This is a genomic window from Streptomyces sp. NPDC048291, from assembly GCF_043201715.1.
GTDB lineage: Bacteria > Actinomycetota > Actinomycetes > Streptomycetales > Streptomycetaceae > Streptomyces.
Genome location: NZ_JBICZC010000009.1, coordinates 434,700 through 458,101, shown reverse-complemented (window position 1 = coordinate 458,101; position 23,402 = coordinate 434,700). Strand labels below are relative to the sequence as shown.

Here is a 23,402-nt window from a genome sequence, read left to right as displayed (position 1 = left end):
GGGCCCCTCGGACGGGTCCTTCCCGGCTCAGATGAGGTCCATCGCGGCGACCTCGTCGGGGCGGCCGTAGCTGACCGGGCCCTGGAAGCGGCGCCGGGCGGTGGCGAACCACCAGACCGTGGCCACGGCCAGGACGACGGCGAGCGCGATCGGCGCGTAGTTGAAGGAGTCGGCGGTGATCGGCGAGGCCTGGGGCAGCATGAACAGAACGCTGCTGAGCAGGATCCAGACCACCGCGAGCCAGCCCACCGGCCTGCTCCAGCGGCCCAGGTTCCACGGCCCAGGCCTGAAGTCGTCGCCCAGGCGCAGCCGCAGGAAGACGGGCACGGCGTAGGCGAGGAACAGGCCGACGACGTTGACGCTGACGATCGCGGTGAACGCCGTGTGCGACCACCAGCCCGGCACCACCAGGACGAGCGAGCAGGCCACCGCGAGCCAGACGGCCTTGACGGGGGTCCGGGTGCGGGGCGAGACCGAGTGCCACAGGCGGGAGCCGGGCATCGCGCCGTCCCGGGAGAAGGCGAAGATCTGCCGGGTGTTGCTGGTGAGGTTGGCGAGGCCGCAGAAGAGCATGGCACCGATGACGACGAGCAGCATCGCCTTGGCCCAGCCCATGCCGAGTCCGTCGATGAGGATCTGGACGGGCGGCGCGGAGGAGCTCGCCACCTTGGCGTAGTCGCCGATGCTGTACACCAGCGCGAGCATCAGGACCAGGCCGGTGATCGCCGAATAGCCGATGGAGCGGATGATCCCTCTGGGGGCGTTGACAGTCGCCTGGACGGTTTCCTCGGACATGTGGAAGCTGCCGTCGAAGCCTGTGAAGGTCCAGCTGGTGACCAGCAGCCCGAGCAGGCCGCCGTAAAGGCCGTTGGTGAAGCCGGTGTTGTTCACGAAATGCGTCACGAAGGACGCCGACTGGTGACGGTCGGGCATCACGATCAGTGTGCTCACGATCACCACGAGTCCGATCAGCAGCCACCAGACGGAAATCCGGTTCAGTGCGGCGACGAGCTGCACGGTGTAGGTGTTGGCGAGCCCCTGCACCACGATGATCAGGGTCGTGATCAGGACCGTCTGATGGGCGGTCGGCGTGTACGAGGGCCACTGCAGGGCGATGAAGGCCTGGATGAAGGTGGCTGCCGCGTAGCCGGTGGCCGCGGTGCCGCCGATCTGGCCCACGAAGTTCAGCCAGCCCGTGTACCAGGACCAGGCACCCTTGTGCCGTTTGGCGAGTTTACCGGCGGAGAAATACAGGGCGCCGCTCGTCGGATAAGCGGAGGCGACCTCCGCCATGGCGGCGCCGATGCAGAGCACCATCACGCAGACGCCGATCCAGCCGAACACCAGAATACGCGGGCCGCCCGCGTTCATTCCGAATCCGAAGGACGAGAAAATCCCGGAGAGAATATTGATGATGGTGAAGGAGATGGCGAAATTGTCGAAGGCCTGGAATCGGCGGGTGAGTTTCCGCGGATAACCCATCGCGTGCAGGGTCGCGTCGTCGTCGAGCGTGACGGGGTCCGCTGTGCGTTCTGACACGTGCCGGCCTTTCTCTGGGACTCTAGGAGGGGATGGGCAGGCCGCAGGCGCGGCGGGCCCGGGAGAGCTGGTCGGCCGGTTCGCCGAAGACGCTCCAGGGCATGCGTGAGGCGTACGGCCCCATGACCGTGAGGACCGCCCGGGCCTCGAACGGGCACTGGGCCATGACCAGCGCGTGCGCGAGGTAGGCCAGGTCGAGCACCGGGGTGAAGCGGTATCCGGCGACCGCGGGCACCCAGTTCTGGTAGATCGACAACGCGGTGCTGCGCCACTGGGGCTGTTCCCAGACCCGCTCCGCGAGCAGCTGGGTGGGGTTGTGGCTCTCCACGAGCGCGACCAGCGGGAGCAGCCGCAGCGCGGAGTCGGCGGGCGCCCGCTGGGCGAGGAAGGCGGCGACGTCCCAGGCCGCGTTGACCGAGCCGCCGTACCGGGTGAAGAAGAAGGACAGGAAGCGGTGGTGGGCCTCGCGGTGCCAGGGGTCGAGGGCGAGGGTGCGCGCGAACAGCCGCCAGGGACCGGGCGGGGAGGTCAGCAGGCCGCCGGGGGCGGGGTCGTGCGGGCGGTGCAGCCGGGCCATGGCCAGCTTGGCGGCCCAGGGCGTGGGGTCGGCGGGGTTCATGGCGCCGGCCCGGTCGCAGGCGGCGACGGCGATCCGCTCCAGCGCCTCGGCCCGCTCGTCACGGGCGTCGGCCGCCCGGATCGCCCGCTGCACGGCCACCCGGGCCCACATCAGCGCGGACTCGGGGCCCGGCTCCTCGGCCAGCCAGCGCTCCACCAGATCGGTGCCGGCGGCCTCGGAGGCGAGGACCAGGGAGCGGTGGGCGCGCAGGGCGAAGTCGGCACGCGTCTCGGCCAGCGCCTCACGGGCACTCAGATATCTTCCGGCGCGCACGTCCACGCATACGCTCGCGAGCAGGCGGTCGTCGGCCGCCGGATGCCATACGTAGTGCCCCTCGAATAACTCCGCGGCCATCTTCCCCTGTCCGTCCCCGTTCGACGCGTGCACGCTGAAGGCACCCTACTCAGGGCCGGGCGGACCGGAAACGCGCGAGGTCGACATATCGGTCAGCGGGTCGGAAATATTAATGGGCACGCCGGAGAACGGCTCGAAATTAGTTCAAGCCGATACTTTCCCGGGGCGGTAAACGTCCGCTATGCGCCGCACTACTAGAATGTTTCCGGAAAACGCCCCACCCCTCAGCACCCCCCGGGAACGGCCATTCACCAGCTCGCCTCCGCACTCCGCGCCCTGCCGCCCTCCTGCGGCCCGGTCCGCCTCGTCGGCGTCGACGGGCACGCCGGGTCCGGGAAGACCACGTTCGCCGGCCGGCTGGCCACCGCCCTGGGCGGGGCGCCGGTGCTGCACCTCGACGACATCGCCAGCCACGAGGAGCTGTTCGGCTGGACCGGCCGGCTGCTGGCCGAGGTGATCGAACCGCTCGCGCGGGGCGGGACGGCGCACTACTCCCCCTACGACTGGCACACCCGCCGCTTCGGCCCGCCCCGCCCGCTGCCGCCGGCCCCGGTGGTCCTCGTCGAGGGCGTCGGCGCCGGCCGCCGGGCGCTGCGCCCGTTCCTGGCGCGGCTGCTGTGGATGGAGCTGCCGCACGAGGAGGCCTGGACCCGGGGCAGGGCGCGGGACGGCGCGGAACAGCGGGACTTCTGGGCCGAGTGGGTCAGGGCGGAACACGAACACTTCAGCGAAGACCCCTCAAGACCCTTCGCCGACCTCCTGGTGACACAGTCGCAGAAGGGGTACGAGGTGCTGTCGGGGCCTGCGAAGACGGTTGGACCGGACCAGTTCATCACCCACGGTGACTGACCGTCCGCTGTGTGCTGAACTTGTGAAGACGCGCCTCCAAGAAGTTGCCCGAGTACCTCAACTCGGCTTGACCGGGGGGTCGTACAGGACTTACGTTCTGAATGAGCGGCCATCGAAGCCGCCCTGTAAACGCGAAGCCCCCGGTTGTTCCCCCGTGATCGGGGGCTTCGTTCTGCCCTTTACCCCTTTTGCGTGCGCGGCGCGCGCTGCCATGCTCACCCTCGGTCACCGAGCCGTGTGCGCCCCGTCTGCCCCCACCCCGCCAATCGGCCTGTGCGGCACCCTTCGGCAGGCGGTGGAACCGCAGGTACGATGCCCTCGGTGCGACCTTCGAACGGCTGCTTCGCGCACCTGCAACTCCGGTCCGCGGCACAGCGGTTCGACCAACGGCGGCCATCGGGGGGAGCCCGGGGGCCAACCACGGGGGCACGGTTTGTGGGGGACGTGATGGAATTCGGCACGCAGGGCCTCGAGGCCCCGGCCGACCTCGCCTGGCTGCGAGGCGTGGACGCCTACACGATGGGCGCCTATCCGCAGGCGGAGGAGGAGTTCCGCGCCGCGGTACGGATGGATCCGGGGATGGCCGACGCCTGGCTCGGGCTGCACGCGCTGCGCGTCGACACGACGACCGCGCTGCTGCGGATGTTCCGGCACCGGGACCGCTTCGGCGAACAGCGCGGCAGGCATCGCCGCAACCTGAACTCCTGGTACTGGCTGGGCTGGTGGGTGCAGCCGGTCCTCGAAAGCCCGCGCGATCTCCTCCTCGCCCATGCCTCCCACTGGCTGGACGGCCGGCACGTCCCGGAACTCGACCGGGCCCTCGCCGGGCTCCCGCCGGTGGACGCCGACCCGCAGGTCCGCTTCCTGCACTCCTGCCGGGCCTACCTGGTCAAGGACTGGGAGCAGTTGGTACGACACACCGACCCGCTCCTCGACGACCCCATGCTCGGCATCGAGGCGGGCCTGTTCGGCGGCATGGCCCGGGTCCGCCTGGAGATGTACGGCCAGGCCGAACCGCTGCTCTCCGCCGCGCTGATGCGCTGCCGCAGCGAGCAGCCGCAGCGCAAGGAACTGCGCTACTGGCTGGCGCGGGCGCACGAGGGCACCGGCCGCAGCGCCGCCGCGCTCCCCCTCTACCGGGCCGTGCACCGCGTCGACCCCGCCTTCATGGACACCTCCGCGCGGCTGGCCGCGATAGCCGAGGGCGACGGATACGACGACACGGCCGACTTCGCGTCGATCACCCTCACCGGAGCCGGGCAGGACGTCGTGGACGGCCCGGACATGCTCGACCCGCTCTTCGGCACCGAGGGGCGTGATCTGCGGCTCGGGGACCCGGAGCCGCCGGCCGGGGCGATGCCGTCGGTGATCGACCCCGCCGTGCGCGAGAAGGTCGTGGCGTCGCCTCCGCTGCCGGCCGGGCCGACCGACCCCGCGTTACTTGAGGAGGCGCTCGCCGAACTGGAGCGCATGGTCGGGCTCGAACCCGTGAAACGGCAGGTCAAGGCGCTGTCCGCGCAGCTGAACATGGCCAGGTTGCGGGCCGGGCAGGGGCTGCCGGTGCAGCCGCCGAAACGCCACTTCGTCTTCTCCGGGCCGTCCGGCACCGGGAAGACCACCGTCGCGCGCATCCTCGGACGGGTCTTCTACGCGCTGGGCCTGCTCGGCGGGGACCATCTCGTGGAGGCGCAGCGGGCCGACCTGGTCGGCGAGTACCTGGGCCAGACCGCCGTGAAGGCGAACGAACTCATCGACTCCGCGATCGGCGGCGTGCTCTTCGTCGACGAGGCCTACTCGCTCTCCAACTCCGGTTACGGCAAGGGGGACGCGTACGGCGACGAGGCGCTGCAGGTGCTGCTGAAGCGGGCCGAGGACAACCGCGACCACCTGGTGGTGATCCTGGCCGGCTACCCGGAGGGCATGGACCGCCTGCTGGCCGCGAACCCCGGGCTCTCCTCCCGCTTCACCACGCGCGTCGACTTTCCCTCCTACCGTCCCCTCGAACTGACCTCCATCGGCGAGGTGCTGGCCGCCGAGAACGGGGACGCGTGGGACGAGGAGGCCCTGGAGGAGCTGCGGTCGATCGCCGGGCACGTGGTGGACCAGGGGTGGATCGACGAGCTGGGCAACGGGCGGTTCCTGCGGACGCTGTACGAGAAGAGCTGTGCGTACCGGGATCTGCGGTTGTCGGCGTATCCGGGGGTGCTGTCGCGGGACGACCTGGCGACGCTGCGGTTGCCGGACCTGATGCAGGCGTACGGAGAGGTGCTGTCGGGGCGGGGACCGCATGATCCGGCGGCCGGGATGTAGGTGCGGGCGGGGTGGGGCCGGGGGGTGGGGACTCTTGCCGGCGCTGGCCGGGTGCCGCTGCGCCCACCCGTGCCGCCCTGCGGCACGCCTGCCCGCAGCTAGGTAGCTGACGCGACTGCAGCGCCCCGAAAGGGGCGCGGGGAACTGCGCGACCGGCCCCCACCGGCTCGCAGCTCCCCCACCACCTCAGCCCGCCATGACCTCCTCGGGCTCCCCGCTGGAGCGAGGCTCCGGCGTCCTGGCCGGCGTCGGCTGTTTCCGGTGCGCCGGGTCCGTCACCTCGCCGACCAGCAGCTCAAGGACGTCTTCCAGGGCCGCCAGGCCAAGCACCCGGCCGTTCGCGTCGGCGACCTGCGCGAGGTGGGTCGCCGCCCGGCGCATCACCGTCAGCGCGTCGTCGAGCGGCAGCTCTGCCCGCAGCGTCGTCATCGGCCGCCATATCTGCTGCGGTACCGCCCGGTCCGAGTCCTCCAGGTCGAGGACGTCCTTCACGTGCACGTAGCCCATGAAGGCGCCGGACTCGGCCGCCACCGGGAAGCGGGAGTAGCCGGTGCGGGCGGTGAGCTCGACGATCTGTCCGGGGGTGACCGACGGCGGGACGGTGATCAGGGACTCGCGGCGCAGCAGTACATCCGTCACCGGGCGGGAGCCCAGTTCCAGCGCGTCCTCCAGCCGCTCCTGCTCCTCGGGGTCGAGCAGGCCCGCCTGGCCGGAGTCCTCCAGGAGCCGGTTGAGCTGCTCGCTGGTGACGACGGCCTCGACCTCGTCCTTCGGCTCGACCCGGAACAGCTTCAGGATGCCTTGGGCGCAGGCGCCGAGGGCGACCGTGATCGGCCGGCAGACGCGGGCGAAGGCGACCAGGCCGGGGCTCAGCCACAGCGCCGCCTTCTCGGGCGCCGCCATCGCCAGGTTCTTCGGCACCATCTCGCCGATGACCAGGTGAAAGAAGACCACTCCGGCCAGCGCGATCACATAGCCCAGGGGGTGGATCACGTCTTCCGGCAGGTGTACCGCCTCGAACAGCGGTTCCAGCAGGTGGGCCACCGTCGGTTCGGCCACCGCGCCCAGCGTCAGCGAGCAGACGGTGATGCCGAACTGGGCGGCGGCCATCATCTGCGGCAGGCGTTCCAGGCCGTAGAGGACCTGGCGGGCCCGGGCGGTGCCCAGGGGTTCGATCTGGCTGCGGCGGACGGAGACGAGGGCGAACTCGGCGCCGACGAAGAAGCCGTTGGCCAGGACCAGCAGGCCGGCGAAGACCAGTTGGAGGACGCTCATCGGGCGGCCTCCGCGACGGCGGGGGCGGTGCGGACCAGGCGGACCCGTTCCGCGCGGTAGTGGCCGACCCGGCGGACGGACAGCCGCCAGCCGGGCAGCTCGGCGCGGTCGCCGGGGGCCGGGATCCGGCCGAGCAGGTCGGCGACCAGGCCGGCGACCGTCTCGTAGGGGCCCTCGGGCACGTCGAGGCCTATCCGCTGGAGGATGTCGACGCGGACGCTGCCGTCGACGTCCCAGGCGGGCTTGCCGTCCTGGGCCGGAGCGGCGGCGAGTTCCGGCGCGTCCGGGCTGTCGTGCTCGTCGCGGACCTCGCCGACGAGCTCCTCGACGATGTCCTCCAGGGTGACCACGCCCGCCGTACCGCCGTACTCGTCGACGACGACCGCGATCGGCTGCTCGGAGCGGAGCCGGGCGAGGAGGGGCTGGACCGGGAGGGTCTCGGGGACCAGGAGCGCCTTGCGGGCTATGCGGCCGACCGGGGTGCGCAGCCGGTCGTGGACCGGGATCGCCAGCGCGTCCTTGAGGTGGGCCATGCCGACGATCTCGTCGATCTTCTCCCGGTAGACGGGGAAGCGGGAGAGGCCGGTGGCCCGGGTGAGGTTGACGACGTCCTCGGTGGTCGCCGTGTCCTGGAGGGCGCTGACCTTCACCCGGGGGGTCATGACGTGCTGGGCGGTCAGCTCGCCCAGGGACAGGGTGCGCACGAACAGGTCGGCCGTGTCCTGTTCCAGCGCGCCGGCCTGGGCCGAGTGCCGGGCCAGGGAGACCAGCTCGCCGGGGGTGCGGGCGGAGGCCAGCTCCTCGGTGGGCTCGACGCCGAGGGCGCGGACGAGCCGGTTGGCGACCGTGTTCAGCGCGGCGATGACCGGGCGGAACAGGCGGGAGAAGCGGGCCTGCGGGCCGGCCACGACCCGCGCGACCTGGAGGGGCTTGGAGACCGCCCAGTTCTTGGGTACGAGTTCGCCGATCACCATCTGGATCGCCGAGGCGAGCAGCATGCCCACCACGACGGCGATACCGGAGACCGCGCCGTCGGGCAGTCCGACCGCGGTGAGCGGGCCGCGCAGCAGCTCGGCCAGCGCCGGTTCGGCGAGCATGCCGACGACGAGGGAGGTGATGGTGATGCCGAGCTGGGTGCCGGAGAGCTGGAAGGAGAGCTCCTTCAGCGATTCGACTACCGTACGGGCGCGCTTGTCGCCGTCGGCGGCGGCCTTCTCGGCCTCGGGCCGCTCCACGGTCACCAGGCCGAACTCGGCGGCGACGAAGAAGCCGTTGGCGAGGATGAGCAGGAACGCGGCTGCCAGGAGCAGCAGAGGGGTGGTCATGATGCCGCCGCCTCCGAAGCCTCGCGGACCGCGAGAAGGCGGTCCGTGGTATGTCGGGAGGGGGCGGCGCAGGTACTACAGGACGATCCGTCCATCGCCGGAGAGGGTCACTCCTCGGTTAGCAGGAACCCCTGTGCGCGGGGCGCGCTACAGGGGCGGAGGCGGGACGTGAAAAGCCTCCGCCAACAGATTAATCAAGACAGGGCCCGGTGCGGCAGGGGCGACGGCCCGGAGACGCCCCCGAAGTTGCGTGATTTCAGCCCTGATGCTGTTCCGGGTCGCGGACCGTGTGGGCCTCGACGAGGGCGCGCAGGGCCGTGGCGTCGGCGATGGCGTGCCGCTTGGCGATGCCCGGCTGGATGCCGAGCGCGGGCAGGCTGGTGCCGTCGCTGAGGTTGAGGAACACCCACGGGTCACCCGGGCGGAGGTTCACCTGGACGATCTCCGCCCACGCCAGGCGCCGTTTGCCGGCGATGTTGACGACGGTGACCCCGGACTCGTCGGCGACCACCTTCACCCGGGCCAGCTGGGCCAGCACCCAGAAGACCAGCGCGCCGGTGACGACGAAGCTGAGCTTCTCCCCCGGGCCGAGCTGCTCGAGGAGCAGGGCGACCGCGGAGATGGTGGCGAAGATCGCGACACCCGCGGTGAGCAGGATCACTCGGGTGAGGCCCGGCCGGAAGGTGACGGGAAGGGAAGGGATCTCGGACATCTCTCGTGCGTGTCTCAGAGGCGGCAGGCGTGGATGGCCGTGGTCAGGATGGCGCGGGCGCCGATGTCGTACAGGTCGTCCATGATCCGCTGGGCGTCCTTGGTGGGGACCATGGCGCGGACGGCGACCCAGCCCTCGTTGTGCAGCGGGGAGACGGTCGGCGACTCCAGGCCGGGGGTGAGGGCGACGGCCTTCTCCAGCTGCTCGACCCGGCAGTCGTAGTCCATCATCACGTACGTCCGGGCGACCAGGACGCCCTGGAGGCGGCGCAGGAACTGCTGGACCTTGGGCTCCTCGGCGTCGGCGCCGGTGCGGCGGACCACGATCGCCTCGGACTTCATGATCGGCTCGCCGAAGACCTCCAGGCCGGCGTTGCGCAGGCTGGTGCCGGTCTCGACGACGTCGGCGATGACCTCGGCGACGCCCAGCTCGATGGCGGTCTCGACGGCGCCGTCCAGGTGCACGACGGAGGCGTCGACACCGCTGTCGGAGAGGTGCTTGGCGACGATGCCCTCGTAGGAGGTGGCGACCGTCTTGCCCTTCAGGTCGGCCAGGCCGGTCGCCTCGCCGGGCTTGGAGGCGAAGCGGAAGGTGGAGCGGGCGAAGCCGAGCGGCAGGATCTCCTCGGCGTTGGCGCCGGAGTCCACCAGCAGGTCGCGGCCGGTGATGCCGATGTCGAGGCGGCCGGAGGAGACGTAGATCGCGATGTCGCGGGGGCGGAGGTAGAAGAACTCGACGTCGTTGACCGGGTCGACGATGCGGAGTTCCTTGGACTCCCGGCGCTGCCGGTAGCCGGCCTCATGCAGCATGTCCGCCGCAGGGCCTGAGAGGGAACCCTTGTTGGGGACGGCGATGCGCAGCATGAGGTCGGCTTCCTTTGCTTGAATGCCTGAAACAGCGGGTTTGTCGGAAAAAGTTCTACAGGTGGGCGTAGACGTCGTCCAGCGAGATTCCGCGGGCGACCATCATCACCTGGACGTGGTAGAGCAGCTGCGAGATCTCCTCGGCGGCCGCTTCCTTGCCCTCGTACTCGGCGGCCATCCAGACCTCGGCGGCCTCTTCGACGACCTTCTTGCCGATGGCATGGACCCCCTTGCCTACCAGCTCGGCGGTGCGGGAGGTGGCGGGGTCGCCGTGGGCGGCCTTGTGCTGGAGCTCGGTGAAGAGCTCCTCGAAAGTCTTGTTGGACATGGTGAGCGCCAGACTACGCCAATCGCCGCGTCGCTCAGTGCCAGGGTTCAGATACTGAGCGGAGGGTGGCCGCCGTCGCCACCGCCGCCGTCACCGCCTCGTGGCCCTTGTCCTCGTTGGAGCCCGCGAGACCGGCGCGGTCCAGGGCCTGCTGCTCGTCGTCGCAGGTGAGGACGCCGAAGCCGACCGGGACGCCGGTCTCCACGGAGACCTGGGTGAGGCCCTGGGTGACGCCCTGGCACACGTACTCGAAGTGCGGGGTGCCGCCGCGGATGACGACGCCGAGGGCGACGATCGCGTCGTAGCCGCGCCCGGCGAGGACCTTGGCGGTGACCGGGAGCTCCCAGCTGCCGGGGACCCGGAGCAGGGTCGGCTCGTCGATCCCCAGGTCGCGCAGGGCGCGCAGGGCGCCGTCCACCAGTCCGTCCATCACCTTCTCGTGCCACTGGGACGCGATGACGGCGACCCGCAGGTCGCTGACATTGCGTACGGACAGTTCAGGTGCACCCTTGCCGCTCACGTCTCTCCTCAGTGCTGTTTCTGTGCTGGTGGCCGCTGTCGGCCACGGTCTACTGGTTGCCGCAGGTGGACATCGCCGGGGGCGTGTCCAGCCAGGGCAGGTCGTGGCCCATCCGGTCCCGCTTGGTGCGCAGGTACCGGAGGTTGTGCTCGCCCGCCTGCACGGGCATCGGCTCGCGTCCGCTGATCTTGAGGCCGTGGCTCAGCAGCGCGTCGCTCTTGTCGGGGTTGTTGGTCATCAGGCGGACGCTGTGCACCCCAAGGTCGGCCAGGATCTGGGCGCCGGCGCCGTAGTCGCGGGCGTCGGCGGGCAGGCCGAGTTCGAGGTTGGCGTCGAGGGTGTCCCGGCCGCGTTCCTGGAGTTCGTAGGCGCGCAGCTTGGACAGCAGGCCGATGCCCCGGCCCTCGTGGCCGCGCAGGTAGACGACGACGCCCCGGCCCTCGTCCTGGATGCGGTCCAGGGCGGCGTCGAGCTGGGGGCCGCAGTCGCAGCGGGCGGAGCCGAAGACGTCCCCGGTGAGGCACTCGGAGTGGACGCGGACCACGACGTCCTCGCCGTCGCCGATCTCGCCGTGGACGAGGGCGACGTGCTCGACGCCGTCGGTGGTGGAGCGGTAGCCGTAGGCGGTGAAGGCCCCGTGCTTGGTGGGCAGGTTGACCTCGGCCTCGCGGCGCACGGTGGGTTCGGCGGCCCGGCGGTGGGCGACCAGGTCCGCGATGGAGATGATCGTCAGACCGTGCTTGCGGGCGAACGGGATCAGCTCGGGGAGCCGGAGCATCCGGCCGTCCTCGCCGGCGATCTCCACGATGGCGCCGGCCGGGCGCAGGCCCGCGAGACGGGCGAGGTCGACGGCGGCCTCGGTGTGGCCGTTGCGGACCAGGACGCCACCGGAGCGGGCGCGCAGCGGGAAGATGTGGCCGGGGCGGACGAGGTCCGCCGGTTCGGCGGCGCCGCTCGCCAGCAGCCGGAGCGTGGTGGCGCGGTCGGCGGCCGAGATGCCGGTGGTGACGCCGTGCGCGGCGGAGGCGTCCACGGAGACGGTGAACGCGGTCTTCATGGACTCGGTGTTGTCGCCGACCATCTGCGGCAGTTCGAGCCGGTCCAGCTCCTCGCCCTCCATCGGGGCGCAGATCAGGCCGCGGCACTCGCTCATCATGAAGGCGACGATCTCGGGGGTGATCTTCTCGGCGGCGATGACGAGGTCGCCCTCGTTCTCGCGGTCCTCGTCGTCGACGACCACGATCGGGCGGCCGGCCGCGATGTCGGCGATGGCCTGTTCGACCGGGTCGAGCGTGAGGTCCTCGACGCCCTCGGCGCTGTACAGGATCGGTGCCGCGGTCATGCGGGTGCTCCTTCCAGAGCGGGCCGCGTGCCCTGGCGGGAGCGCAGCCACCAGTCGCGCAGGCCCCACAGGACGAGCGCGCCGTAGATGACGTAGACGAAGCCGGAGAAGGCGTAGCCGTTGGTGAAGTTGAGGGGGACGCCGACCGCGTCGACCAGGAGCCAGGCGATCCAGAACTCGACCATGCCGCGCGCCTGGGCGTACATGGCGACGACGGTGCCGACGAAGATGTAGGCGTCCGGCCAGGGGTCCCAGGACAGGGACGGGTAGGCCTTGAAGAGCAGGGCGACGGCGACCGTGCCGACGGCCGCGGCGGCGACCATCGCACCGCGCTCCTGCCAGGTGGCGAAGCGGGGCGCGATGTGGCCGTCACCGCCGTCCTCGGCCCGGCCCCTGTTGCGGTTCCACTGCCACCAGCCGTACAGGGCGACCACCATGACGACGACCTGCTTGCCTGCGCTGCCGGTGAGGTGGCCGAAGAAGGCACCGAAGAGGATCAGGCCGGAGGCGAACTGGACCGGCCAGCTCCACAGGTTGCGGCGCCAGCCGAGGGCGAGTGCGGCCAGGCCGAGGATGTTGCCGATCATGTCCGACCAGAGGATGTGCTGGCCGAACATGGCGAAGGCCTCGGAGTTCAGCCAGTTCACCGGTCCGCTCCCTGCGTGTTCGCGAGCAGGCGCTCCACGTACTTGGCGACGACGTCGACCTCCAGGTTGACCGGGTCGCCGGGCTGCTTGCGGCCGAGGGTGGTGAGGTCGAGGGTGGTGGGGATCAGGCTGACCGTGAAGTAGTCGGGGCCGGCCTCGACGACGGTGAGGCTGATGCCGTCGACCGTGATCGAGCCCTTCTCGACGACGTAGCGGGCGAGGTCGGCCGGGAGGGAGACCTTGACGATCTCCCAGTGCTCGGAGGGGGTGCGGGCCAGGACCTGGCCGGTGCCGTCGACATGGCCCTGCACGATGTGGCCGCCGAGGCGGGAGCCGACCGCGGTGGGGCGCTCCAGGTTGACGCGGGAGCCGACGTCCAGGGCACCGAGGGAGGAACGCTTGAGGGTCTCCGCCATGACGTCGGCGGTGAACTCGTCGCCCTCGTGCTCCACGACGGTCAGACAGACGCCGTTCACGGCGATGGAGTCGCCGTGCTGCGCGCCCTCGGTCACTACGGGGCCACGGAGCCGGAAACGGGACGCGTCGCCGAGGTTCTCGACGGCGGTGACCTCACCCAGCTCTTCGACGATTCCGGTGAACACTTCCCGGGTCCTCCTGCCTCAACGGGGCACGGACTCCGGGGCCTGTCGACGGACGACAGAATGAACGGACGATCACACCGAGGGCGACGCCGAAAAGGCCCCGCCCACGAGGGACGAGACCAGATACGGCGGCGCGCACACGTACATGCTCGCCCGCCGCGCACTGCCTCCCATCCGGACTTTAACCGTCGGTCCAGGAATTTCACCTGGTCAACCGGCCGCTGGAAGCGGACGGGTCGCGGACTGTAACCGCCGGTTCGGACTTTCACCGACCCCGGAGTGCGCTGCTTCTGGTACACGGCCAGTGTGCCACGCCCGATCGCGGTCCATGCAGGGGAACCATGTGGGGTGCCTCACAGCACGTGCCACTGGACTTCCCAGCCGGACCGGCGTGTGCGCAACTGGCGCCCGGACCAGGACTCTTGACTCTGATTCATATCTATTGACCCCACTGGTCTAGTCCTTTTAGGGTGCGGACGGACCCGGTGGCGGTGACGACGGCCCTTGCCCGTCGCCGGGCCCGCCCAGTCCGGGCTGCCCGTTCGGGCCCGCGGTGCCGGGTCAGCGGTCCGGTGCCGCGAAGAGTTCGTCCTGGGCGCGCTCGCGGGCGGTGAGCAGGGCGCCGCGCAGGACGGCCGCGCCGCCGAGTGCGCCGGCGCGCACCTCGGTGGCCAGCGGGGACATGCGGCGGAGCCGCGCCTCGACCCGGGTGGCGAGTGCCGCTCCGCCGGCGGGGCCGATCTCGCCGCCGAGGACCACGCAGCCGGGGTCCAGGACGGCGACGACGGCGGCGACGCCTACGGCGATGCGGTCGGCGAGGGTGTCCAGGAAACGGGCGTGTGCCGGGGACGGCCGGTCGTCGTCCGCGGCGCCGTCGCGGCTGGTCGCGCGGTTCCCCGCGCCCCTATGGGGCGCGACCGGGGCGCCGCCCGCCGACAGGCCTACCGCCTCCTTGACCACACGGTCGGCGGACAGGTCCCCCGGCCCCACCCCGCACTCCCGCGCCAGTTCCACGATCGCCGCCGCTCCCACCAGGGAGTGGTAGCCCCCCGAGCAGTCCGTCGCCGTCGGCAGGCCTGTCGTGCCCGGCACCGGGAGGAAGCCGATCTCGCCCGTGCCGCCGGAGGCGCCCCGGCGCAGGCTGCCGTCGAGGACGACGGCGGCGCCGCAGCTGTTGCCCAGCCAGAGCAGGACGAAGGTGTCGCGGTCCTGGGCGGCACCCTCCCGCTGTTCGGCGAGGGCGGCCAGGTTGGTCTCGTTCTCGACGCCGACCCGGGCCTGCGGGAACCGTTCCTGGAGGGCCGCGACGAGCCTGCGGTGCCAGACGGGCAGGCCGGCCGAGTCGCGGAGTTCGCCGGTGGCCGGGTCGACGAGCCCGGGCGCCCCGATGCCCACGGTGTGCAGCAGCCCCCCGCCCCCGGACGCCCCCGCCTCCTTGGCCGCGCGCTCCACCAGCTCCACCGCCTGCTCGACGGCCGCCGCCTCCCCCTCCTCCGGGGCGACCGGCACCGACCCTTCCGCCAGCACCCGTCCCACCAGGTCGGAGACGAGCACGGAGACGCTCTCGGTGCGTACGTCGAGGGCGGCCAGGTACGCGCGGTCGGCGACGATGCCGTACAGCCGGGCGTTCGGACCCCGGCGCTGCTCGCCCGACTCGCCGACCACCGTGATCAGTCCGGACGCGGCGAGCCGTTCGACGAGGTCGGCGACGGTCGGCCGGGACAGTCCGGTCAGCTGCTTCAACTGCCCTGCCGTCAGCGGGCCTTCCCGCTGGAGCAGGTCCAGCGCGAGCCGGTCGTTGATGGCCCGGGCGGTGCTCGGTGATGCGGGCATGACGGGCATCCTCCCAGATCCGATGGCCCAGGACGGCCACAAAAGACCCTATCTATCAGGCAGGGTCCCTGATAGTTTACGGCGGGCAGCGAGGCCGGCGGGGCGGCACCCACCCGGGAGGGGCAGGACCATGAAAGACGTGGGCAACGAGCGGCACGGGGTGAAGCGCGCGCGGTACGCCGTGGCGGCCGTGTTCACCGTGCACGGTGCCGTCACCGGCTCGTTCGCGACCCGGGTGCCGTGGGTCCAGGACCATGCCTCGCTCAGCGCCGGGCAGTTGGGCTTCGCGCTCGCCTTCACGGCGTTCGGCGCCTCGTGCTCGATGCCGCTGGCCGGCCGGATCAGCCACCGCTTCGGCAGCCGTACGGCGCTGCGCGGGCTGATCGCGATGTGGACGCTGTCGCTGATCCTGCCGTCACTCGCCACCAACCTGTACCTGCTGTGTCTGGCCATGTTCGTGTACGGCGCGAGCGCCGGCATGGCGGACGTGGTGATGAACGCGCTCGGCGTGGAGATCGAGCGGGTGCTCGACCGGTCGATCATGTCGGGGCTGCACGGCATGTGGAGCGCGGGCACCCTGATCGGCTCGGCGGCGGGCACCCTCGCCGCGCATCTGGGCACGGACGCGCGCGTGCACTTCGCGCTGGCCTCGGTCGTTCTCACCGTGCTGGGCGTGCTGGCGGCCGGCTTCGTCCTGGACGTCAGGCCCGGCGAGGACGAGGAGCCGCCGCCGCGGTTCACGCTGCCGCCCCGGTCGGCGCTGCTCATCGGCACGGTGGGCTTCTGCGCGGTGTTCGCGGAGGGGGCGAGCCTGGACTGGTCGGCGGTGTTCCTGCGGGACCGGATGGACAGTTCGGCGGGGCTCGCGGCGGCCACCACCACCGGATTCATGCTGGCCATGGCGGTGGCCCGGATCAGCGGGGACGCGGTGGTGAACCGCTTCGGCGCGGTCCGTACCGTGCGCGCCGGGGGTGTGCTGGCCGCGTTCGGCGGGCTGCTGGTGGTCCTGGCCGGGCAGCCTGCGGTGGCGATGACCGGGTTCGCGCTGATGGGCCTCGGCATCGCGGTCGTCGTACCGCTCTGCTTCGCGGCGGCCGGGCACGCCGGGCCGAACCCGAGTCAGGCCATCGCGGGCGTGGCGACGATCACCTACACCTCGGGCCTGATCGCGCCGAGCCTGATCGGCGGCATCGCCCAGGCGACCAGTCTGGTGGTGTCGTTCTGCGTGGTCACGGCGCTGGCCCTGGGTCTTGTGGTGTTCGCGGGCGTGCTGCGCGCCGGGGCGCGGGGCGCTCGTGCGGAGGTCAGCCCCGAGGCCGCAGCAGTTCCCGGCCCGCGGTCCTGAACGGCTCGCTCCACGGCGCGGGGCGCAGGGTGGCCGCGTCCAGCCGGACGAGCACCCGGGTGCCTCGCGCGTAGGTGGTCGCGCCGTCCGGCGAGCAGAAGCGGAAGCCGTAGGTCAGGCCGGTGGTGCCGAGACGTTCCAGCCAGAGGTGGACGGCGTAGCCGCCCGACCTGGTGACCGGCGCCTCGTAGCTGATCAGCAGCTCCTTGACCACGTTGCAGGCGTCGCCGGCGGTGGCCCAGTCGCCGTCGAAGCGGATGCCGTGCTCCTGCCACAGTTCGGTCCAGGCGCGCTCGACCAGCAGCGGGTAGCGGGCGTTGTGCAGCATCCCGAGCGCGTCGAGGTCGTCGAAGTGGACGCTGACCGGCAGCAGCCGGCCGTAGGAGAGGGCGGGCGCGGGCAGGGCTTCGGCGGTCACGGGTGGGGCTCCTGAGCACTGGACGAAGCGGTGGGGACACTCCATCCTAAGCGGACGCTCAGGAGCCCCGGCCTGGGAGGGGCCGGCCGAGGGGCTGCTCAGCCCGCGATCGAGTCCAGCTGCTCGGCGGCCGGGCGCAGGGCCCAGAGGTCGCCGCCCGGCGGCGTCTCCAGCCGCCGCACCGCCTGCCGGGCCGCCTTGTCGCCCGCGTCGGCCGCCGCGTGCACGACGTCGCTCGCCGCGTACCGGTGGAACTCCAGCTCGGGGTGGGACCAGGCGGCCGCCCCGGTCGCGGCCGGCAGCAGGTAGTCCACGGCCTTGAACAGGCTCTGCCCGTCCGGCCCCCGGTAGCTCCACAGGTTCACGCCGACGTGCCGGCCGATGGCCGCGAGCCGGGTGTAGGCGACCAGGTCGAAGGTCGAGTAGTGCCAGCTCCTGGTGCGGGCCAGTTCCTGCGGCTGGCTGCCGTCCCCCGCGACCTGCGGGTCTATCCGCTTCGCCGCCGCGTCCAGCACGGTCTTCCTGGCCAGCGCCTTGTCGCCGGTCGCGTAGGCGAGGGCGGCGAGCTGCATGTCGTAGAAGGTGCCGTGGTTGTTGGCGGCGGCCCCCTCCTCCTTGCCGAAGGCGCTGTCCTTCAGCCAGCCGAGGAAGTCGGTGTTCCAGCTCCGCATCCCGGCCCGGTCACCGGCGCTCCAGCCGGGGGCTCCGGTGCCGAGGATCGCCAGCGCGTCGACCACGCTCGTGTACGACTGGGAGAAGTCGATGATGCCGATGGACCGGCCGTCGTACTTGCACGGGATGAACTGGGCGTGGTTCAGGTTCGGGTTCATCCGGGTCGCCGGGTCGAGGAACCAGGTGCGCAGGACCTGCCCGGCCTTCTGGGCGTACTCCCGCTTCCCGGTGTAGTACCAGGCCAGCGAGAGGTCGTACGTCGAGTCGAAGACCTTCTCGACGTCCTGGCGGTCGGTGCCGCTGTCGACCTCGGGATTGCGCTGCCCGTCGCGCTGGACGTAGGGGCAGCCCCAGGGGTTGTCTGCGGTGGGCGTGGTGGTGGGCCACCAGTAGGGGGCCTGGCTGAGGTAGTCGTGGACGTCGCCGCCCGGGGCGGGCTTGGGCTTGTCGACGACGGTCCAGGGGCCCTGGTCCAGCCAGGCGTCGGCGCGGGTGGTCAGGTCGCGCAGCGCGTGCCGCAGCCGCGGGTCGCCGTCGCGCAGTTCGGCCCTGGTGTGCTGGAGGCGGGCGCCGTCGAGGACGGCGGTGTCCGGGGCCCTGCTCGTGGCGTGCGCGGAGGGGACGAGGACCGCTCCGAACGCCACCAGGGTCGTCAGCAGTACGGCCGCGCGGGATCTTCCACTCATCGAGTGCTCCGATCTGCTCCGATCAACCTGAAATCAGATATATGAACTCGGTTCATGAGTAGGACCGTGCGAGCGTAGAACCGCGTGGTAGCCGTGACAATGGTTCGGACCGTATTCACGTACAAGGAAAGCGAAGCCCACCATGGATCTCGGCGTGCGCTGGAAACTGCACGGCGACGGACGCACGCCCGCGCCCGGCGCGGTGGTACGCCCCGACGAACGGCTCTCCTGGCCGCGGACGGTCGGGCTCGGCGCCCAGCACGTGGTCGCGATGTTCGGCGCGTCCTTCGTCGCCCCGGTGCTGATGGGTCTGAACCCGAATCTCGCGATCATGATGTCCGGCGTCGCGACCGTGATCTTCCTGCTGGCGACGCGTGGAAGGGTGCCCAGCTACCTGGGCTGTTCGCTGTCCTTCGTCGGGGTGGCCGCCGTCATCCGCGCACAGGGCGGCACCAGCGCCACCGTGACCGGCGCGGTCTTCGTGGTCGGCGCCGTGCTCTTCCTGATCGGGCTCGCCGTCCAGCGCTTCGGCGCCCGGATCATCCACGCCGCGATGCCGCCGATCGTCACCGGCGCGGTCGTGATGCTGATCGGCTTCAACCTCGCGCCGGTCACCGCCTCCACCTACTGGCCGCAGGACCAGTGGACCGCCCTGCTGGTGATGGCGTTCACCGCTCTGGCCGTCGTCTGTCTGCGTGGTTTCTGGTCCCGCATCGCGATCTTCCTGGGCCTGCTCTTCGGGTACGCCCTCTCCTGGGCCCAGGACCGGATCTTCGGCCGGATCCACTCCGTGGGCCCGGGCGGCAAGGTCACCGACCACTGGCGCCTGGACCTCTCCGGTGTCGGCAAGGCCGACTGGATCGGGCTGCCGTCCTTCCACGGGCCGTCCTTCCAGTGGTCGGCGATCCTCGTCGCCCTGCCCGTCGTCATCGCCCTGGTCGCCGAGAACACCGGGCACGTCAAGGCGGTCGGCGAGATGACCGGCGACCCGCTCGACGACAAGCTGGGCACGGCGATCTCGGCCGACGGCGTCGCCTCGATGCTCTCCACCGCCGTGGGCGGGCCGCCCAACACCACCTACTCCGAGAACATCGGCGTGATGGCCGCGACCCGCGTCTACTCCACCGCCGCCTACTGGGCCGCCGCCTGCTTCGCGCTGCTCTTCGGCGTCTGCCCCAAGTTCGGCGCGATCGTGGCCGCGATCCCGGGCGGGGTCCTCGGCGGCATCACGGTCATCCTCTACGGCATGATCGGCCTGCTCGGCGCCCAGATCTGGCTGCACGCCGGGGTCGACCTGCGCAATCCGCTGAACCTGGTCCCGGCGGCGGCCGGCATCATCATCGGGGTCGGCAACGTCAGCATGAAGTTCTCCGACACCTTCTCGCTCAGCGGTATCGCCCTCGGCACCCTGGTGGTCATCGTCGGCTACCACGTCCTGCGCGCCCTGGCCCCGGCCCACCTCAAGGGAGCCGAACCGCTCCTCGACGAGGGCACCAGCTCCTACGACGACACCCGGCCCTAGGCACGCCGTCCCGCCCCTCCCGCCGCGGCTGTTCCGTTCCCCCGTTCCGGGGAAGCGCCGGGCCCGTCGGCACGCGGGCCGGGGCGGAGCTGGGACCCTTCCCCCATGGCGCAGTCGCCCCACCTCACCGCTCCGGTCGGCACCGTCGTCGCCCGGATGCGCGCCCTGGACGCGGCCCTTCCCGAGCGGGACGGGATCGCGGTCTTCAACCGGGTCTACCTCGCCGTCACCGAGGAGGTCGAACGGCGCCTGGACGCGGGCCGGTTCGCGAATCCCGGGGCCGCGGCCACCCTCGACGTGCGGTTCGCCGAGCACTACCTGACCGCCGTGGACACGGACGAGGCGGGCCGCCGACCCCCGGCCTGCTGGCGGCCGTTGTTCCGCTTCCGGCGCCATCCCGGGATCCGCCCGGTGCAGTTCGCCCTGGCCGGCATCAACGCCCACATCGGCCACGACCTGGCGCTGGCCGTGGTCGACGCCTGCCACACGCTGCGCTGCGGACCGGCCGACCTGGAGGACGAGTTCGACCGCGTGGGCGACCTGCTCGTCTCGCTGGAGGAACGCATCCGCGAGGATCTGATGCCGGGGCCCGACCTGCTCCAGATCGCCGACCCGCTGACCCATCTGCTCGGTTCCTGGAGCCTGGAGCGGGCCCGGGACGCGACCTGGGCGGCGGCACGGGCACTGTGGGCGCTGCGCGGATTCGGGGATCTGGCCGAGGAGTTCACCGAACGGCTGGACGCGGCCGTGGGCCTCGCGGGCCGGATGCTGCTCACCCCGCTGCGCGACTGAGCTGGCCGGTTCCGATCGGCCGTGAGTCCTCACCGGAATCCCCGGACCCCCGCCCTACGTTGACGGCAGGCACTCGACTGCAAAGGAGCACCGGCATGACCACGCGGCTCGGCTTCGGCCTCCCCCAGATGCGGCAGTACTCCCTCGGCACCGACGTTCCCGACGTGGCACGCGCCGCCGAACAGATCGGCTACGACAGCCTCTGGGTCTTCGAGCGGGCCCTGTTCCCGGAGCCCGCGACCCAGGGCCTCTACAACGTCCCGGGCCTCCCCTGGCCCGACGAGTACCGGAGCGTGGCCGAGCCCCTGGTCACGCTGGCCCTGGCCGCCGCGGCCACCGAGCGGGTGCGGCTGGGCAGCAGTGTCCTGGTGGCACCGCTGCACAACCCCTTCCAACTGGCCAGGTCCCTCGCCACGCTGGACGCGGCGAGCGGCGGCCGGGTGCTGGCGGGGTTCGGCACGGGCTGGTCCCTCGACGAGTACGCGGCCGCCGGAATCCGGCCGTTCGCGGAGCGCGGCAAGGTGCTCGACGAACTCATCGACGTGTGCCGGGCGGTGTGGGGCCCGGACCCGGTGCGTTACGACGGCGAGCTCACGAAGATCGCCTCCGCCGTGGTCGGCCCCAAGCCGGCCCGGCCGATCCCGATCCTGCTGGCGGCGTCCAACAAGAAGGCCCTGACCCGGCTGGTCGACCGCGCCGACGGCTGGCTGCCGGTGGGCATGGGCGCCGAGCAGCTCGCGGCGCAGTGGCGGGGCGTGCAGGACCTGGCCGCCGAACGCGGCCGGACGGAACCGCTCCAGACGGTCCTGCGGATCAACGCCACGTACACGCCGAAGGCGTACGACGGCTCCGACCGGCAGCCCTTCCAGGGCAACGCCGACCAGATCGTCGAGGACCTCGTGGCGCACGCGGCGGTCGGCCTGGAGGAGATCCTGATCGACCTCGAAGCGACCCCGCGCGACGCCCAGGAGCTCAAGGAGGTCGGCGCCGAGGTGTACGAGAAGGCGCGGGCCGCCGGGATCTGAGCCCCCCCCTGTCGTCGGTCGGCTGCGGCGCCGTCGTGGCCGGTCGCGCAGTTCCTCCCCCAGCCTTCGGCCGGGGGACCCCCAGCGCCCCTCACGGGGCGCTGAGGTCAGTCCTCGGGGAGCTCGACCGGTGCGATGTCGTCGTAGACGTCGCCGGGGCCGGGGTTGGTCGTGTCGGTCGCTCCGCCGAAGTGGTGCATGACGCCCCAGACCGCGTTCAGCGCGGTCTGGACGGCGCCCTCGGCCCAGCCCGCCGTCCAGGAGATGTCGTCGCCGGCGAGGAAGATGCCCCGCTTGTCGGCGGGCAGCCGGTCCTGCATGAAGTGGGTGAACAGGCGCCGCTGGTAGCGGTAGTGGCCGGGCAGGTTGGCCTTGAACGCACCCATGAAGTAGGGCTCGTTCTCCCAGGACACGGTCACCGGGTTGCCGATGACGTGCTTCCTGATGTCGACCTTCGGGTAGATCTCGCCGAGCGACTTCAGCATGACCTCCATCCGCTCGTGCGCGGACAGCGGCAGCCACTTCAGGCTGTCGTCGCACCAGGTGTAGGAGAGGCAGATGACGGCGGGCTTGTCGGGGCCGTCGTCGAGGAGGTAGGTGCCGCGGGTCATGCGGTCGGTGAGGGTCATCGACATGACGTCCCGGCCGGTCTCCTCGTCCTTGTCCAGCCAGAACGGCCGGTCCACCGGCACGAACAGCTTCGAGGACTCCATGTAGTGGGTGCGCTCGATCGCGGTCCAGTGGTCGATCGGGAAGAGCGAGTCGTCGCAGGCGATCTTGGAGAGCAGCATCCAGGACTGGGCGGTGAAGATCGCCGCCTGGTAGGTGCGGATGTCGCCGTTCGCGTCCGTCACCGTGATCCGGTTGCCGGTGGTGCGGTGCAGCCGGGTCACGGCCGGCCGGGGCTCGCCGTTCTCGTGCAGTTTGGCGAGCGACGTCCCGTACGCCCAGTGCACGATCTTCTCCGGCTCGCGCTCCCAGAGCCTGAGCGGCAGTTGCTGGGAGCCGCCGACGATGCCGCGGTGGTGGTCGTCGGCCTCGGTGTAGACGACCCGCAGGATCTCCAGGATGGAGTTGGGGAAGTCGGTGTCCCAGCCGCCGGTCCCGAAGCCGACCTGGCCGAAGATCTCGCGGTGCCGGAAGGACTTGAACGACTCGGAGTCGCAGAGGAAGCCGTAGAAGGTCTGGTTGTCGAGCTTCTCGACGAGCTTCGCCCAGATCTCGCGGATGCGCGGCACGTCCCGCTCGCGCATCGCGCGGTTCATGTCGGAGAAGTCGGCGCCTTCGTCGAGGCACTTGTTCCAGGCGGCGGCGACGTCCCGGTAGACCTGCGGGAGGTCGTCGACCGTCTCGGCGTAGTGCGACTCGCCCTTGAGGTCGACGACGGTCGAAGGGGTCACCTCCGCGAGGGGGTTGGGGAAGGGCCGGGTCTCCAGCTCCACCAGGTCGATGTAGTGCTGGAGGGCGGTGGAGGAGGGCGGGAAGCGCATCGCGCCCATCTCGGCGGTCAGCGAGGGGTCGCAGCCCTCGAAGCCGACGGTCCGCAGCCGGCCGCCGATCCTGTCCGCCTCGTAGACGACCGGCTTCAGGCCCATCTTCATCAGCTCGTAGGCGGCCACGATGCCGGACAGGCCGCCGCCGATGACGGCGACCTCGGTGCCGTGCTCGGTCGCCGGGATCTGGCCGAGGCCCGCCGGGTGGGCGAGGAAGTCGTCGTAGGCGTAGGGGAAGTCCGGGCCGAACATGGTGATCGGCGGTTGCTGCGCGTCGGCGTGCTCGACGGCGTTGGGCACCGTGGACGTCATGGGGTACGGACTCCTTGCG

The 23,402-nt window shown here is 71.4% G+C and carries 21 protein-coding genes and 1 riboswitch; of the genes, 6 read left to right on the top strand and 15 right to left on the bottom strand.

The window, feature by feature from the left end:
• Positions 1-27 precede the first annotated feature (27 nt).
• Positions 28-1,482: an amino acid permease gene (locus ACGF5O_RS26175; RefSeq protein WP_393812346.1), complete on the bottom strand. Its 1,455-nt coding sequence runs from the start codon at positions 1,480-1,482 to the stop codon at positions 28-30.
• Positions 1,483-1,561: 79 nt separating this feature from the next.
• Entirely contained in the window at positions 1,562-2,512 is a 951-nt protein-coding gene (locus tag ACGF5O_RS26170) for a hypothetical protein (RefSeq protein WP_393812283.1), read from the bottom strand.
• A gap of 246 nt (positions 2,513-2,758) precedes the next feature.
• Between ACGF5O_RS26170 and ACGF5O_RS26165 the strand changes: the two genes are divergently transcribed.
• Both ACGF5O_RS26165 and ACGF5O_RS26160 read left to right on the top strand, forming a co-directional pair.
• Positions 2,759-3,361, top strand: a complete 603-nt coding sequence (locus ACGF5O_RS26165; protein WP_393812345.1) for a uridine kinase — start codon at positions 2,759-2,761, stop codon at positions 3,359-3,361.
• Positions 3,362-3,808: 447 nt separating this feature from the next.
• Positions 3,809-5,671, top strand: a complete 1,863-nt coding sequence (locus ACGF5O_RS26160) for an AAA family ATPase (protein ID WP_393812282.1) — start codon at positions 3,809-3,811, stop codon at positions 5,669-5,671.
• Between the two features lie 186 nt (positions 5,672-5,857).
• On the opposite strand, the gene ACGF5O_RS26155 is transcribed toward ACGF5O_RS26160, so the two are convergent.
• From ACGF5O_RS26155 to ACGF5O_RS26110, 10 genes are all read right to left on the bottom strand, one after another.
• Positions 5,858-6,946, bottom strand: a complete 1,089-nt coding sequence (locus ACGF5O_RS26155; protein ID WP_393812281.1) for a hemolysin family protein — start codon at positions 6,944-6,946, stop codon at positions 5,858-5,860.
• Positions 6,943-8,271, bottom strand: coding sequence for a hemolysin family protein (locus ACGF5O_RS26150; protein WP_393812280.1), 1,329 nt, complete (start codon positions 8,269-8,271; stop codon positions 6,943-6,945). The genes ACGF5O_RS26155 and ACGF5O_RS26150 overlap by 4 nt, the downstream gene beginning before the upstream one ends.
• Before the next feature lie 256 nt (positions 8,272-8,527).
• Positions 8,528-8,983, bottom strand: coding sequence for a PH domain-containing protein (locus ACGF5O_RS26145; RefSeq protein ID WP_393812279.1), 456 nt, complete (start codon positions 8,981-8,983; stop codon positions 8,528-8,530).
• Positions 8,984-8,997: 14 nt separating this feature from the next.
• Entirely contained in the window at positions 8,998-9,846 is an 849-nt protein-coding gene (gene hisG / locus ACGF5O_RS26140; RefSeq protein ID WP_393812278.1) for an ATP phosphoribosyltransferase, read from the bottom strand.
• Positions 9,847-9,901: 55 nt separating this feature from the next.
• Positions 9,902-10,174 carry a phosphoribosyl-ATP diphosphatase gene (locus tag ACGF5O_RS26135; RefSeq protein WP_030946750.1) on the bottom strand — a complete coding sequence of 91 codons (273 nt, stop codon included), beginning with the start codon at positions 10,172-10,174 and terminating at the stop codon, positions 9,902-9,904.
• Positions 10,175-10,208: 34 nt separating this feature from the next.
• Positions 10,209-10,694, bottom strand: a complete 486-nt coding sequence (gene ribH, locus ACGF5O_RS26130) for a 6,7-dimethyl-8-ribityllumazine synthase (RefSeq protein WP_393812277.1) — start codon at positions 10,692-10,694, stop codon at positions 10,209-10,211.
• A gap of 49 nt (positions 10,695-10,743) precedes the next feature.
• The gene (locus tag ACGF5O_RS26125) at positions 10,744-12,036 is read right to left on the bottom strand and encodes a bifunctional 3,4-dihydroxy-2-butanone-4-phosphate synthase/GTP cyclohydrolase II (protein ID WP_393812276.1); all 1,293 of its coding nucleotides are present in this window, start codon (positions 12,034-12,036) and stop codon (positions 10,744-10,746) included.
• Positions 12,033-12,683, bottom strand: coding sequence for a nicotinamide riboside transporter PnuC (gene pnuC, locus ACGF5O_RS26120; RefSeq protein ID WP_362584942.1), 651 nt, complete (start codon positions 12,681-12,683; stop codon positions 12,033-12,035). Before pnuC ends, ACGF5O_RS26125 begins: the two co-directional genes overlap by 4 nt.
• Positions 12,680-13,285, bottom strand: coding sequence for a riboflavin synthase (locus tag ACGF5O_RS26115; protein ID WP_393812275.1), 606 nt, complete (start codon positions 13,283-13,285; stop codon positions 12,680-12,682). Before ACGF5O_RS26115 ends, pnuC begins: the two co-directional genes overlap by 4 nt.
• 156 nt (positions 13,286-13,441) lie before the next feature.
• A riboswitch (FMN riboswitch) is annotated at positions 13,442-13,572 on the bottom strand.
• Between the two features lie 274 nt (positions 13,573-13,846).
• A complete protein-coding gene (locus ACGF5O_RS26110) occupies positions 13,847-15,118 on the bottom strand; it encodes an ROK family transcriptional regulator (RefSeq protein ID WP_393812274.1) in 1,272 nt (423 codons plus the stop codon).
• Positions 15,119-15,248: 130 nt separating this feature from the next.
• Between ACGF5O_RS26110 and ACGF5O_RS26105 the strand changes: the two genes are divergently transcribed.
• A complete protein-coding gene (locus ACGF5O_RS26105; RefSeq protein ID WP_393812273.1) occupies positions 15,249-16,463 on the top strand; it encodes an MFS transporter in 1,215 nt (404 codons plus the stop codon).
• Here ACGF5O_RS26105 and ACGF5O_RS26100 read toward each other — a convergent pair.
• Together ACGF5O_RS26100 and ACGF5O_RS26095 are read right to left on the bottom strand one after the other, a co-directional pair.
• Positions 16,423-16,881: an acyl-CoA thioesterase gene (locus ACGF5O_RS26100; protein ID WP_393812272.1), complete on the bottom strand. Its 459-nt coding sequence runs from the start codon at positions 16,879-16,881 to the stop codon at positions 16,423-16,425. The genes ACGF5O_RS26105 and ACGF5O_RS26100 overlap by 41 nt on opposite strands.
• Positions 16,882-16,979: 98 nt before the next feature.
• Complete coding sequence (locus ACGF5O_RS26095) at positions 16,980-18,239, bottom strand: alginate lyase family protein (protein ID WP_393812271.1); 1,260 nt, start codon at positions 18,237-18,239, stop codon at positions 16,980-16,982.
• A 142-nt stretch (positions 18,240-18,381) separates the two neighbouring features.
• Between ACGF5O_RS26095 and ACGF5O_RS26090 the strand changes: the two genes are divergently transcribed.
• The 3 genes from ACGF5O_RS26090 to ACGF5O_RS26080 all read left to right on the top strand — a co-directional run bounded on the left by ACGF5O_RS26090 (position 18,382) and on the right by ACGF5O_RS26080 (position 21,578).
• Positions 18,382-19,761 carry a uracil-xanthine permease family protein gene (locus tag ACGF5O_RS26090; protein WP_393812270.1) on the top strand — a complete coding sequence of 460 codons (1,380 nt, stop codon included), beginning with the start codon at positions 18,382-18,384 and terminating at the stop codon, positions 19,759-19,761.
• Positions 19,762-19,866: 105 nt separating this feature from the next.
• Positions 19,867-20,553, top strand: a complete 687-nt coding sequence (locus tag ACGF5O_RS26085) for a DUF5995 family protein (RefSeq protein WP_393812269.1) — start codon at positions 19,867-19,869, stop codon at positions 20,551-20,553.
• Positions 20,554-20,648: 95 nt separating this feature from the next.
• Positions 20,649-21,578, top strand: coding sequence for an LLM class F420-dependent oxidoreductase (locus ACGF5O_RS26080; RefSeq protein ID WP_393812268.1), 930 nt, complete (start codon positions 20,649-20,651; stop codon positions 21,576-21,578).
• A 107-nt stretch (positions 21,579-21,685) separates the two neighbouring features.
• Here the strand turns inward: ACGF5O_RS26080 and ACGF5O_RS26075 are convergent, their stop codons facing one another.
• Entirely contained in the window at positions 21,686-23,383 is a 1,698-nt protein-coding gene (locus ACGF5O_RS26075) for a flavin monoamine oxidase family protein (protein ID WP_393812267.1), read from the bottom strand.
• Between the last annotated feature and the right edge of the window lie 19 nt (positions 23,384-23,402).